This is a genomic window from Halorarius litoreus (assembly GCF_024362405.1).
GTDB lineage: Archaea > Halobacteriota > Halobacteria > Halobacteriales > Haloarculaceae > Halorarius > Halorarius litoreus.
In genome coordinates this window covers 1,325,080-1,338,378 of the sequence record NZ_CP101454.1, presented here as the reverse complement: position 1 = coordinate 1,338,378, position 13,299 = coordinate 1,325,080, and the positions used below count along the sequence as shown (strand labels likewise).

At 68.5% G+C, this 13,299-nt stretch carries 12 protein-coding genes; 8 read left to right on the top strand and 4 right to left on the bottom strand.

Annotated elements, in window-relative coordinates; genetic code table 11:
- Positions 1 to 225 precede the first annotated feature (225 nt).
- Positions 226 to 1,437, top strand: coding sequence for a threonine ammonia-lyase (gene ilvA / locus NL126_RS06825; protein WP_255198176.1), 1,212 nt, complete (start codon positions 226 to 228; stop codon positions 1,435 to 1,437).
- 51 nt (positions 1,438 to 1,488) lie between these two features.
- On the opposite strand, the gene NL126_RS06820 is transcribed toward ilvA, so the two are convergent.
- Positions 1,489 to 2,349, bottom strand: a complete 861-nt coding sequence (locus NL126_RS06820) for a sulfurtransferase (RefSeq protein ID WP_255198175.1) — start codon at positions 2,347 to 2,349, stop codon at positions 1,489 to 1,491.
- Between the two features lie 272 nt (positions 2,350 to 2,621).
- Between NL126_RS06820 and NL126_RS06815 the strand changes: the two genes are divergently transcribed.
- Positions 2,622 to 3,404, top strand: a complete 783-nt coding sequence (locus NL126_RS06815) for a sulfurtransferase (RefSeq protein WP_255198174.1) — start codon at positions 2,622 to 2,624, stop codon at positions 3,402 to 3,404.
- On the opposite strand, the gene NL126_RS06810 is transcribed toward NL126_RS06815, so the two are convergent.
- On the bottom strand, positions 3,401 to 4,396 hold the full coding sequence (locus NL126_RS06810) for an AI-2E family transporter (RefSeq protein ID WP_255198173.1): 996 nt from the start codon (positions 4,394 to 4,396) through the stop codon (positions 3,401 to 3,403). The two genes, NL126_RS06815 and NL126_RS06810, sit on opposite strands and share 4 nt — an antisense overlap.
- A 109-nt stretch (positions 4,397 to 4,505) precedes the next feature.
- Here NL126_RS06810 and NL126_RS06805 point away from each other — a divergent pair, with 109 nt between their 5' ends.
- From NL126_RS06805 to NL126_RS06785, 5 genes are all read left to right on the top strand, one after another.
- Positions 4,506 to 5,561, top strand: a complete 1,056-nt coding sequence (locus tag NL126_RS06805) for a thiamine ABC transporter substrate-binding protein (RefSeq protein WP_255198172.1) — start codon at positions 4,506 to 4,508, stop codon at positions 5,559 to 5,561.
- 57 nt (positions 5,562 to 5,618) lie between these two features.
- Positions 5,619 to 7,388 carry an ABC transporter permease gene (locus NL126_RS06800; RefSeq protein WP_255198171.1) on the top strand — a complete coding sequence of 590 codons (1,770 nt, stop codon included), beginning with the start codon at positions 5,619 to 5,621 and terminating at the stop codon, positions 7,386 to 7,388.
- The gene (locus NL126_RS06795; RefSeq protein WP_255198170.1) at positions 7,381 to 8,406 is read left to right on the top strand and encodes an ABC transporter ATP-binding protein; all 1,026 of its coding nucleotides are present in this window, start codon (positions 7,381 to 7,383) and stop codon (positions 8,404 to 8,406) included. Before NL126_RS06800 ends, NL126_RS06795 begins: the two co-directional genes overlap by 8 nt.
- Before the next feature lie 45 nt (positions 8,407 to 8,451).
- Entirely contained in the window at positions 8,452 to 9,036 is a 585-nt protein-coding gene (locus NL126_RS06790; RefSeq protein WP_255198169.1) for a DUF7474 family protein, read from the top strand.
- 99 nt (positions 9,037 to 9,135) lie between these two features.
- Positions 9,136 to 10,314 (top strand): MFS transporter, encoded by a 1,179-nt coding sequence (locus tag NL126_RS06785; protein WP_255198168.1) that lies wholly within the window; start codon positions 9,136 to 9,138, stop codon positions 10,312 to 10,314.
- Positions 10,315 to 10,359: 45 nt separating this feature from the next.
- Here the strand turns inward: NL126_RS06785 and NL126_RS06780 are convergent, their stop codons facing one another.
- Positions 10,360 to 11,103 carry a DNA polymerase sliding clamp gene (locus NL126_RS06780; RefSeq protein WP_255198167.1) on the bottom strand — a complete coding sequence of 248 codons (744 nt, stop codon included), beginning with the start codon at positions 11,101 to 11,103 and terminating at the stop codon, positions 10,360 to 10,362.
- A gap of 94 nt (positions 11,104 to 11,197) precedes the next feature.
- Entirely contained in the window at positions 11,198 to 12,208 is a 1,011-nt protein-coding gene (locus NL126_RS06775) for an AAA family ATPase (protein ID WP_255198166.1), read from the bottom strand.
- 110 nt (positions 12,209 to 12,318) lie between these two features.
- Here NL126_RS06775 and NL126_RS06770 point away from each other — a divergent pair, with 110 nt between their 5' ends.
- Positions 12,319 to 13,296 (top strand): NAD-dependent epimerase/dehydratase family protein, encoded by a 978-nt coding sequence (locus NL126_RS06770; RefSeq protein ID WP_255198165.1) that lies wholly within the window; start codon positions 12,319 to 12,321, stop codon positions 13,294 to 13,296.
- The last annotated feature ends 3 nt before the right edge of the window (positions 13,297 to 13,299 follow it).

Below are 13,299 nucleotides of genomic sequence, written 5' to 3'. Positions count from 1 at the left end.
CTCCTCGTCATCCCCGCACGACCAGCGACTGCCCCGTCGCCCCCTCACGACTAGCGACTGACGACCGTCTGACGGCGAGTCTACCGTCTCGCAGTCGTGCGGTTTTACTTTCAGTCCGCATGGCTGGCTCTTATGTAACCCCAGCCCATTCGTTCAGGTGCACACGCTCCTTTCCCCCTCCCCTTTTCCCGAAAGGTTAGAACCCTCGCCGGGGTAGCCGAGGCTATGCTCGACGTTGCCGACGTCCTGGAAGCCCGTCAGCGCGTCTCCGAAGTGGCGCGACACACCCCGCTCGACTACTCGCACACGTTCTCCAACCGGAGCGGCGCCGAGATCTACCTGAAGCTGGAGAACTTCCAGCGCACCGGCTCGTTCAAGATCCGCGGCGCGACGAACAAGCTCGCGAAGCTCTCGCCGGAGGAGTGTGCCGCCGGCGTCGTCACGGCTTCCGCGGGCAACCACGCCCAGGGCGTGGCGCTCGCGGCCACCCGCGCGGGCATCGACGCGAAGATCGTCATGCCGGAGTACGCGCCCGTCTCGAAGGTCGAGGCGACGAAGGCGTACGGCGCGGAGGTGGTGCTCCACGGCGTCGACTACGACGAGGCACAGGCGAAGGCGCACGAACTCGAAGCCGAGGAGGGCCGCACCTACGTCCACGCCTTCGACGACCCGGACGTGATGGCCGGACAGGGGACCATCGGGCTCGAGATCGTCGAGGACTGCCCGGACGTGGACACCGTGGTCGTTCCGATCGGGGGTGGCGGGCTCATCTCCGGCATCGCCACCGCGGTCAAGGCACAGAAGCCCGACACGCGCATCGTCGGCGTGCAGGCCGAGGGGGCCTCCTCGGCGGCACAGTCGCTCCAGAAGGGGTCGCGCGTCGCGCTCGACCAGGTCGACACCATCGCCGACGGTATCGCCGTCCGGCAGGTCGGCGAGCAGACGTTCGAGGTCATCCGCGAGCGCGTCGACGAGGTGGTCACCGTCCCCGATTCGGCCATCGCCACGACGCTCGTCGACCTGCTCGACCGCTCGAAGACGCTCGTGGAAGGTGCCGGTGCCATCGCGCTCGCCGCCGTGCTCGACGACGCGTTCGAGTACGAGCCGGGCGAGGTCATCGTCCCGGCGCTGTGTGGCGGGAACATCGACCTGAACGTCCTGCGGACGGTCATCACCCGCGGGCTGGTCGAAGACGGTCGCTACCTGAAGATCAAGACCGTTCTCAAGGACCGGCCGGGCGCGCTCGAACAGCTCATCGAGATTATCGCCGACGCACGGGCGAACATCTACCGCATCCAGCACGAGCGCACGTCGCTGGAGATGCGTATCGACCAGACCGAGGTCGAACTGGACCTCGAAACTCGGGGCCACGACCACGTCGCGGAGCTCATCGCGGAACTGGAGGCACACGGCTACCCGGTCGAAGTGCTGGTCTGAGGCGTCGCTGTCGGACGCGGTGGCGAAAGAAAATCGGGGTTGTACCTGTCGCTACTCCGCGGAGCCGGTTTCGATGGGCGCGCCGACCAGATTACCCCACTCGGTCCACGAGCCGTCGTAGTTGACGGCGTCGTCGTAACCGAGCAGTTCGTGGAGCGCGAACCACGCCACCGACGAGCGCTCGCCGATGCGGCAGTACGCCACGGTGGTCGAGTCGCCGTCGATGCCGTACCCGCCGTACAGCTCCTGCAGCTCGTCGTAGGTCTTGAACGTCCCGTCGTCGTTCGTGACGGCCGCCCACGAGATGTTCTTGGCACCGGGGACGTGGCCGCCGCGCTGGGCGGTCTCCTGGAGTCCCGGGGGCGCGAGAATCTCGCCGGTGAACTCCTCGGGCGAGCGGACGTCGACGAGGGGAAGCCCGCGCTCGATGGCGTTCTCGACGTCCTCGCGGTAGGCGCGGATGGACTCGCGCGGGCCGGACGCCGTGTAGTCGACCGCGGCGAACGCCGGGACCTCGTCGGTCGTCGGATAGTCGTTGTCGAGCCAGTAGTCGCGGCCACCGTCCATGAGCTTCACGTCGTCGTGGCCGTAGTACTTGAACTGCCAGTAGGTGTAGGCAGCGAACCAGTTGGAGTTGTCACCGTAGAGGACGACCGTGGAGTCCTCGGAGATGCCGTGGCTCCCGAGCAGGTCCTCGAAGTCGTCCTTCGTGAGGACGTCGCGGGTCGTCTGGTCCTGGAGCTGCGTCTCCCAGTTGAAGCCGATGGCGCCGGGTGCGTGGCTCGCCTCGTACGCCTCGGTGTCGACGTCGACCTCCACCAGTCGGTAGTCGGAATCGTCGCTCTGGAACTCGTCTAAGTGCTGCTCCACCCAGTCGGCGGAGACCAGCACGTCGTTCGCGTACTCAGTCATAGTACAACCGCCAATATACGCTCCGCCGCCATATCCTCTTTATTGCCGGATAGTTCGGCCACGGGTCGTTCCTTCCAGAGAATGTTGCCGCTACTGTGCACCCCTGATCCGGGGCGACGGGCGAACGGATATGTAACTCCCGCGAGTGGTCCGAAGCCTCGGTGTCGCCCACCGCCACGGGCGCCTACCAGAACTTGTTGCCGATATCTGGGAGCGCCGCCGGAAGCGGCCGCTGGCGTCGGGTTGAAACGGCGGCCCGTCCGAGTGGGCGTATGCACCCGAAAGTCGTCCCGCCGTCGTGGCTCGCCGAGCGGCTGGACGAGGTCCACGTCGTCGACGTGCGCGACGCGTGGGAGTTCGAGGGGATCGGCCACGTCCCCGGCGCGGTGAACGTCCCGTTCGACAGCTTCCGCGGCGACGACGGCGAGGCGGGCAAACTCCCCGGCGCCGAGGCGTTCGCCGACCTCGTCGGCGACGTCGGCATCTCGACCGACGACCGCGTCGTCGCGTACGACGACCACCACGGCGTGTTCGCGGCGCGCTTCCTCGTCACCGCGGAACTGTACGGCCACGACCCGTCCAAACTGCATCTACTCGACGGCGACTTCTCCGCGTGGCAGCGCGCCTACGAGACGACGAGCGAAGTCGACCAGCCCACCCCCGTCGAGTACGAGGCCGTCTTCGACACCGACGGCCCGCTCGTTCCCATGGAAACCGTCCAGACGGCGGTCGACTCGGGCGCGGTCATCGTCGACACCCGCGAGCCGTGGGAGTTCGCGGAGGGCCACATCCCCGGCGCGGTCCAGCTCGACTGGCAGGAAGTGATAGACGAGGAGACGCGCGGCCTGTTGCCCGAGGCCGACCTCCGCGACCTGTTCGAGGCGAAGGGGATCACCCCTGAGAAACGGGTCTTGCTCTACTGCAACACCGCCCGGCGCATCAGCCACACCTACGTCACGCTCCGGCACCTCGGCTACGAGGACCTCGCGTTCTACGAGGGGTCGCTCACCGAGTGGGAGCGCGAGGGGGGCACTCTCGTCACCGAAGAGGGCTAGGTCGGGGCCCCTCGGCCGTTCGAGAGCAGTAGTACCGCCTCGACGACGAGCGCGACGACGAGCGGCCCGGCGATGAACCCGACGGCACCGAGCGAGAGGACGCCGCCGACGAAGCCGACGAAGTAGAGACTCATCGGGAGGTGCGCCGCGTAGCTGGCGAGCCGGGGGCGAATCACCGCGTCCGGCAGCAGACCGATGAGCACCCCACCGACGACCGCGATGGAGACGGCCCGGGTCACGTTCCCCTGCATCAGGTCGACCACCGCGAGCACGCCCAGCAGCACGCCCGGGCCGACGACGGGAACGAACTGGAGGATGCCCGCGACGACCGCGAGCGTGACGGGCGCGGGGTAGCCCAGTGCGACGAACACGAGGAGCGCGACGAGGAACGTCCCGGCGGCGGTCGCCGCCTGCAGGATGTAGATGCCGAACAACGTCTGTTTGATGCGCTCGTGGAACGCGCGGACGACGTCGTGGTACTGGCCGGGAACGACGTTGAACACCACGCGGGCGGCCGAACTGGGGCGGAGGAGCAACCCGAACAGGAGGATGGCGAACAGGAACAGTTTGAGTCCAAGAACCGGCGCGGCCGACGCAGCGGTGACCGCCAGCCCCCGGACGGCTGCGGTGGCGGGCTCAACCAGCATCGCCGTCGGGACGGTGTACGTCATCTCGCCGACCGTCAGGGTGAGTTCCTCGGGAAACTCCCGCAGGAGCGTCACGATGGACTCCCGACGCCGGTACAGCGCGATGGCGACGAGCCCGAGCGCCACGAGAACGGCCCCGAACGCGATGGCCGACACCGCCGCGGCGGCCATCCGTCGCGAGAGCCCCCGGTCGCGGAACTGTTCGCGAAGCGGGTACAGCACGTACGCGACGGTGACGGCGAAGAACGTCGTCGCGAGCACCTCCCGCAGGAGGACGGCCGCGGCCCCCAGAAGCACCAGCAGCAGCGCGGCGAGCACGTACTGTCGGCGACGGGCGGGGTTCACGCGCCCCGGTTCAGGCCCGACCGCAATACTCCTTTCGGGGGTTCTGGATGTCGAGGTACCGACGGGTGTTCCACCGGGCTTATGTATCACTGGGTGTAACCACTCGGTAATGAAGCGACGCACGTACCTGCAGGCCGCCGGGACGCTGGGCGCGACGGCGCTCGCGGGCTGCACTGGCTTCACGGGTGGCGGCGAGCCGAGCGGGACGCTCACGGTCGCGACGTACCCCTCGCTCGTCGACAGCGACGGCGCGGCGGGGCCGTGGCTCAAAGAGCAGTTCGAGACACAGTATCCGGAGGCGACCGTCGAGTTCGCCACCCCCGACTCGGGGCTCAACTACTACATCCAGCGAGCGAAGGAGGGCGTCCCCATCGAGGCGGACCTCTATGTGGGACTCAACGTCGACCACCTCCTGCGGCTCGACACCGAACTCGACGAGCCGCTGTTCGACCCGATGGACGACCTCGACCGCCGCGGCGAGGTCAAAGAGCAGCTGGAGTTCGACCCGGAGGGTCGAGCGGTGCCGTACGACACCGGCTACATCTCGCTGGTGTACGACGAGTCCGCCGTCGAGAACCCCGGGACCTTCGAGGCGCTCACGACCGAGCCGTACGCGGACACGCTCATCGTCGAGAACGCCCAGTCGTCGGCGACGGGTCGGGCGTTCCTGCTGTGGACGGTCCACACCATCGGTGCCGACAGCTACCTCGACTACTGGAAGCGACTGGACAGCAACGGCATCACCGTCCTCGGGAGCTGGGAGGACGCGTACAACGCCTACTCGAACGGCGAGAAGCCGATGGTCGTCTCCTACTCGACCGACCAGGTGTACGCGAACCGCTACGACCAAGACATGACGCGCCATCAGGTCGGCTTCCTCAACGACCAGGGGTACGCCAACCCCGAGGGGATGGCGCGGTTCTCGTCGGCCGCGGACAGCGAGCTCGCAAAGGCGTTCATGGAGTTCATGCTCACGCCCGAGGCACAGGGCGAGATCGCCGTCCGCAACGTCCAGTTCCCCGCGACCCCCGACGCGAACCTCCCCGAGGAGTTCGCGAAGTACGCGCTCGAACCGCCGGAGCCGGTGACGTTTACGTACGAGGACCTGAAAGGCAACGTCGATGGCTGGGTCGAAGACTGGGCGCGCGAAATCGCACAGGGGTAGCGTCGGCCGTCGCCGTGTCCTCAACGGACCGACCGTCCTCACGTGGTCGCTGACCTGATGACGGCCAACCGTCGCGCCGAACGGCTCGCGCTCCCCGTCGCCGGGCTCGTGACCGCCGCGCTGCTCGTCGTCATGCTGTACTACCCGGTAGCGACGGTGCTCGTCGAGGCGATTCGACCCGAAGGCCGCGTCACGCTCGACCCCCTGCTCGCCGTCCTCTCGGACCCGTTCTACGTGGGGGCGCTCGCCGGCGCAGTGCAGGATCCGGCGGGCATCCCGACGGGACTCGCGGCGTGGGCGCGCTCGCCCTCGGTTCCCGCGTTCGGCCTGTTCGGGTTCACCGCGTGGCAGGCGTTCCTCTCCACGCTCGCGAGCCTCGCGCTCGGTCTTCCGGGGGCGTATCTCCTCGCTCGTTTCGAGTTTCCGGGTCGCCGGACGGTCGAGTCCCTCACAGCGGTTCCGTTCGTCCTCCCCTCCATCATGGTCGCGGTGGGGTTCGTCGCCGCGTTCGGCGCGAACGGCGCGCTCAACGACCTGCTTCGTCTCGTGGGGCTGCCGACGTTCGACCTGCTGTTCACGCTCGAAATCATCGTCCTCGCCCACGCGTTCTACAACGCGCCACTGGTGACGAGAATCGTCGCCGCGTCGTGGGAGAGCGTCGACGCCCGCGCCGTCGAGACCGCCCGCTCGCTCGGTGCCTCGCCCCTGCGCGCGTTCCGGGACGTGGTCGTCCCCCAGCTCCTGCCCGCGATTCTGACCGGCGCGCTGCTCACGTTCATCTTCACGTTCATGTCGTTCCCCATCATCCTCGCGCTCGGCGGGCTCAAGCTCGCGACGGTCGAGGTGTGGCTGTTCGACCGCGTCCAGCAGCTGAAACTCACGGAGGCCGCGGCGCTCGCGGTCCTCGAAACCGTGGTGTCGCTCGCGCTCACCTACGCCTATCTCCGCTACGAGTCGCAGTCGACGGGCACCGACCGCTCGGTCTCGCCGCTCGCTCGCGAGCGACTGTTCGGCGGGTTCGACCTGAAACGGGGGGCGCTCCTCGCGTACGGCGTCGTCGTCGTCGTCGTGTTCCTCCTCCCGCTCGTCAGCATGGTCGCCGAGTCCGTCACCGCCGCGTCCGGCACCGGATTCACGACCCAGTACTACGGCTACCTGCTCGAACGCGAGGCCGCACAGGTGACCGTCCAGACGAAACCGGGTATCGCCGTCCGCAACAGCCTGCTGTTCGGCGTCGGGACGCTCCTGCTCGCGGTGCCGATGGGCGTCGTCATCGCGTTCGTGACGACCCGCGACAGCGTGCTCTCGCGTGTTCTCGGCACGGCGTCCATGCTTCCGTTCGCGGTCTCGGGCATCGTCATCGGGCTCGGCCTGCTCGACGGCCTCGTGTTCGGCATCGAGGTCGGCGGCGTGCGACTGGCCGTGGTCGGCCCCGTCGCCATCGTCGCCGCGCACGCCATCGGCGCGTACCCGTTCGTCGTGCGGAACGTCGCGCCCCTGCTCGGCGACCTCGACCGCCGGCTCGTGGAGTCGGCTCGTGCGCTCGGCGCCACTCGGGCTCGTGCGCTCGTCGACGTGGAGCTCCCCCTCGTCGCGCCGGGATTGGCGGCGGGCGCCGCGTTCGCCTTCGCCATCTCCATCGGTGAGTTCGACTCGACCGTGATTCTGGCGGAGGGGTCGCGGGCGTACACGATGCCGGTCGCGGTCGAACGCTTCTTGACCGACCGGACGCTCGGTCCGGCAACGGCGATGGGAACCGTGCTACTGGTGGTGACGGCCGCGGCGTTCGTCGTCATCGACCGCGTCGGAGGCCGGTACCGTGAGTAGCCTCTCCCTCGATTCGGTCTCGAAACGCTACGGCGAGACGACCGCCCTCTCCGACGTCTCGCTCGACATCGAGGACGGGGAGTTCTTCACGCTCGTCGGTCCCTCGGGGTGCGGGAAGACGACCACGCTCCGGGCGGTCGCCGGCTTCGAGTCGCCCACCGAGGGCGCCGTCCGGTTCGGCGGGGTGGACGTGTCGGGCGTCCCCCCGGAGGACCGCGACGTCGGTATCGTCTTCCAGCAGTATTCGCTGTTCCCGCACATGACCGTCCGCGAGAACGTCGCCTACGGGTTGCAGTTCACCGACCACGACTACGACCCCGACGCCCGCGTCGCGGACCTCCTCGACCTCGTCGGCCTCGCGGGAATGGGTGACCGCGACCCGAACGCGCTCTCGGGGGGCCAGCAGCAGCGAGTCGCGCTCGCCCGGGCGCTCGCGCCGAACCCCGACGTCCTCCTCCTCGACGAGCCGATGAGCGCGCTCGACGCGCGGCTCCGCGAGCGCCTGCGTCGGGAGGTGCGCCGCATCCAGGCCGAACTCGACGTGACGACGCTGTACGTCACGCACGACCAGGCCGAAGCGCTCGCCGTCTCCGACCGCGTCGCGGTGATGAACGACGGCCACGTCGAGCAGGTCGGCACGCCACAGGAAGTCTATCGCGAGCCCGCCACCCGCTTCGTCGCCGAGTTCGTCGGCGAGAACAACGTGTTCGACGGCCGCGCGACAGAGGCTGGTGTCGAGGTGGACGGAACGACGTTCGCGGTGCCGGTCGACGCCCGCCCCGGCGAGTCGGTCACGCTCTGTGTCCGCCCCGAGTCGATGCAGGTCGGGGGCGCGACGAACGCGCTCACGGGCGTCGTCGACTACGCGGAGTTCCTCGGTGATGCGGTTCGCATCGGGCTCGACTGGCAGGGACAGGCGGTCGTCGTTCGCGTTCCCGCGATCGACCTCGACAGCGTCCCCGCCGACGGCGACGACCTCACCGTCGGATTCGATTCGGATGCGGTCGTCACCCTCTGAGACGGAGCGACACGCATTTGTGACCATCACGCCACGAGTGGGATAGTGCCGCGTTTCGAGTACCCCTGTCCCGGCTGTCGGACCCGGACGAACCTCCACGACGCCGACTGCGGCTTCGACGGCGTCCAGTGGACCGACATCGAGGGCGCGTACGTCGACCTCCTCGCTCGGCTCTCCCGACGCTCGTGGAGCGAGGACGCGCTCCGCGCCGACGTCGAGGACTGGGGTGGGATTCACGCTGCCGCACTCTCGCGACTCAGAGGCGACCAGCGCGTCGACGAACAGGGCGACCAGCTCGAACTCCTGACCGCAGCCGAGTACAAGGAGCGCGTGACCGAGCCGACGATGGAGCCCCTCAAGACCATCTACGAGAAGGGGAGCGTTCCGGGAGCGCATGATCACTCAATATTTGCCCTCATCGCGTTCTACGAAATGGTCGGCCTCTCGTGGGAGGAGACGAAAGAGCAGATGCTCGTCTGGCTGGACGAGTCGGGGACGTGGACCCGCGGGGGGTTCGAGGAGGAGACGCCCGAGGAACTCGTCGACTCGAAGAAACACGTCTACGACCAGGGCTACGGCTGGAAGCAGGCCGGCAAGGAGGCGAAGGCGGTCATCGACCGGCGGCTCTGACGCGCTCCAGCAACTTTTTACGCGACTCCGAGTGAGTTCCGAACAGATGCGGTCCGCCGCCAGTGACCACCCGGCACGCACGCCCAGCGGGGAGCGACGGTGACTGCGAGCGAGGCCGGCGCGAACCGCCGGACGTGGGGGCTCGTCGCCGTCGCGTTCATCGTCATCGAGGGGCTGGGCCAGCAGATGCGAGGGCCGCTGTTGGCGGAGTTCCAGTCGACGTTCGGGGTCGACACCGCGTTGCTCGGGCTGGTCGCGCCTGCGGGGACCGTCGGGTTCGTCCTCGCGGTGCTCGGCGGCGGTGCCCTGCTCGGTCGGGGTCGCCCCAAACAGTTCCTGCTCGCGGGCAGCACCGTCATGGCACTCGCAGTGCTCGTCGTCGGCCTCGCCCCCAGTTTCCTCGTCCTGCTCGGCGGATTCACCGTGCGTGCGGTGGCGACGGGCACGTTCCGTGCGGCGGATAAACCCGTCCTGAGCCACCTGTTCGCCGAGCGCCGCGGTCGCGTGCTCAACCTCTACGAACTCGCGTGGTCCATCGGCGCCGCCGCCGGCCCCGTGCTCGCGACGCTCGTGCTCGCCGTCGCGTCGTGGCGGGTCGCCTACGGCCTGCTGTTCCTCCTGCTGGTCCCCATCGTGGTGGTCGTCTACCGGACGCCGCTGTCCCTGCCGGGTCGCGGCGAGGCGCCGTTCACGCTCGACGGGCTTCGGGTGCTCTCGCGGCGCCCGGCCATCGTCGGCATGACGCTCGCCCTGGTGACGAGCGGCGGCATCGAGGGGGCAATCTTCCTCTGGCTGCCTACCTACCTCCGGACCGCGTTCGACCCGGCGACGGCGAACCTCGCGCTCTCGGCGTATCTCGTCACGTACGTCCCGGCCCGCGCGGTGTACACGCTGGTCGTCGACCGCGTCGGCTACCTGAACTTGCTGGTCACCGCGGGCGCGGGCGTCGTCCCCCTGTTCGCGTACGCCTTCGGGATGGCCTCGGGGTGGGGCATCGTCGTCGCCGCCGTCGCCTCCGGCTTCTTCGTCGCCGGCCTCTTTCCGACCCTTGCGGCGTACGGTGTCAGCGCCGCCCCCGAGTACAGCGGCCCCGTCAACGGCCTCTCGCTCGCGGCGAGCTACGCCGGTGGGACGGTCTCGCCCGTGGTCGTCGGCGTCGTCGCCGCGAACCAGGGCATTCAGGCCGGGATGCAGGTGCTCGTCCTGTTGGCTGTGGTGTTCTTCGTGGTCGTCGCCGGCCTTCGTGTCGGGAGCGCGACTGGCTGGACGGCGGCGTAGCAACGGCAGAGACGAGAGGGAGAAAGCCCGAGACGAGCGGCTCGTTCAGTCGCTCTGGATACGGGGGGCGAGCATATACGTTACACTACCATTTCCTTCCGCGAGGTCGAAGTGCATCTTCACGGGGAACTCCTCGCCGAGTTCCATCGTCACCTCGGCGTCCTTCGGGATTGCCTTGTTCATGTCCTTCAGGTAGTCGAGCGAGAACAGCGAGCGGGCGTCGCCGGGCGTGAGCGCGATGAGGTCGTCGGTCGTGAGTTCGAGGTGGACGTCGTCGGTGTCGCCCTCCGCGTCGACGTAGAAGATCTCCTCGGTGGCGTCGACGCCGAGCGCGATGTGGTCGGAGACCATGTCGGCGGCCTTGACGGCGCGGCCGATGTCCTTCCCCTCGATGATGACTTCGGCGGGGAGGTCGAGGTCCGGGAGGTCCGGCTCCTGCCGGATGGAGTCGGGGTCGATGAGCGCGAGCGTCCCCTCGAGTCCCTCGATCTTGATGTGGAGTTTGCGGGTCTCCTCGTCGAGTTCGAGCTGGACGAGCTGGCCGGAGTCGGCCATCCCGGCGAACTCCTCGAGGCGGGCGAGGTTGACGCCGATGACGCCCCCATCAGTTTCGTACGACTCGAAGGCGCTCGCGTCGAGTTCGAGGTCCACCATCCCCACGTTCGCGGGGTCGACGGCGCGGATGGCGAGCCCGTCCTCGTTGAGACGGATCTTGCACTCGTCGACCAGCACGCTCACGGAGTCGAGCGCGTCCCGGAGCGTCTCGGCGCTCACGATAGCCTTGAACATCTTGTCGCGAGGTACGAAACCGCGTGTTAAAAACTCACCTCTTCGATAATGCTTCACCGCACGTCCGCTCGCGCGTGAGGCCGCGAGTCCGAGCTCAGGCGTCGACCGGCGCGCCGATCTCCGCGAGCAGATGCCCCAGTTGCGCGCGGTCGCTCGTGGACTCGGTGAGCCCCATGTCGACCTCGCCGGCGAGTTCGTACAGCTTCGCGAGTCGGTGGCCGTCGTACCGCGAGCGCCCGACTCTGAGAACGTCCTCCAGTATCTCCGCGCCGTCGTACCCCTCGGTGTAGATGAGGTCGTCGAGGTGGCTTCGGGCCTCGGAGAAGTCGCTCCCTTCGGCGGCTTCGAGCATCTCCGTAATCTTCTCGTCGTTGCCGATATCGCCGAGGGTCTCGTAGGCGGCCTGCATCGTCACCTCGCCTTCCTGCTCGGCGGTCGTCTGTGCGCCGAGGACGGACTTCCGGAGGTCGCCGCCGCCGTAGCCCGCGACGTACTCCAGCCCCTCGTCGTCGTACTCCACCTCGGCGGCGTCGACGATGCGACGCAGGGCTGTGACGGTCTGGTCGTGGGTGGGGGCGTTCACCGGGACGGGGAAACACCGCGACTTGATTGGCGGAATCAGTTTCGAGGGCTGGCGCGTCGCGATGACGAACTGCGTGTTCTCGGCGTACTGCTCCATGACTCGACGGAGGGCCTGCTGGAAGTCCTCGCGGATGGACTCGGCGTTGTCCAGGAGAACGGTCTTGTACTGCCCGGAGACGGGCGCATAGGAGGCCGACTCCTTCAGCACGTGGTTGATCATGTCGCGTTTGCTCATCCGCGACTTGCCCGTGAGAAACTGGTCGAACCGCGGGTCGTTCGTGATCTCCTTCTTCGTCCGGTCGAAGAAGTCCGCGACGTTCAGCTCCACGAGGTCGTTGTCGTGGTCGTCGTGGGCCTGCCGGGCGAGCGCCCGCGCCGCCGCGGTCTTGCCCGCGCCCTTCGGCCCGTAGAGCACGAGGTTGATTGGCTCGTCGCGGGCCTTCGTCAGGTACTCGCGGACGGTCGGCTGTGGGAGGTCCTCGACGGAGGGCGCGTACTGGTCGGTCCACAGGGGCGCGTCCATGCTGGTGCCGGCTAGTCGGCCGGGGGGTATGAAGTTGGCTCTCCGCGGCGGCACCCGGCCGCCCACCGACGCCGGCAGCGTTTTCGACGGCGGTCGCGTCCTGTCTGTGCATGGAGTATTTCATCACCGGTGCGACCGGGTTCGTCGGCGGGCACGTCGCCCACCAGTTGCTCGACGACGGCCACGACGTCGTGGTGCTCGCCCGGACGCCGTCGAAGGCGAGCGACCTCGAAGCCGCAGGGGCGACGGTCGTCGAGGGCGACATCACCGACCCCGAGACGCTCCGGGGGCCGATGGACGGCGTCGACGGGGTGTTCCACGTCGCCGGCTGGTACGACGTCGGCGCGACCGACCCGACGCTGGGCGAGCGCATCAACGTCGAGGGGACGCGCAACGTCCTCGAGACGATGGCCGACCTCGGCATCGAGAAGGGGGTCTACACCAGCACGCTCGCCGTGAACTCCGATACGGGTGGCGAGGTCGTCGACGAGTCGTACCGCTACGCCGGCCCGCACCTGACCGCCTACGACCGGACGAAGTGGGAAGCCCACTACGAGGTGGCCGAGCCGATGGTCGACGACGGCCTCCCCCTCGTGACGGTCATGCCGGGGCTCGTCTACGGTCCCGACGACACGAGCGTCTTCGGCGACGCGCTCCGCGACTTCCTGCGCGGCGACCTGCCGATGCTTCCCCGCGAGGTCGCCTACTCGCCGGGCCACGTCGAGGACATCGCCCGGGCACACGTCCTCGCGATGGAGCACGGCACGCCGGGCGAGGACTACATCGTCGGCGGCGAGCCTGCCACCCTCGTCGACATCTTCGACATCGTGGCCGACGCTGCCGGCCGCGACCCGCCACGAGCCGTCCCGCCGGCGCTGTTCGGCGGGCTCGCCACCGTCGCCGGGCTCCTCGAACGGGCCGTCACGCTCCCGAAGGACTACCGGGCAGAGAGCCTCCGCGTCCTCGCCGGGGTGACGTATCTCGGGGACAACCGCAAGGCGCGCGAGGAACTCGGCATCGAGCACCGGCCGCTCGCCGAGGGGCTCGCGGAGACCGTCCGCTACGAGCTGGCGGAGCTGTCGAGCTGACGC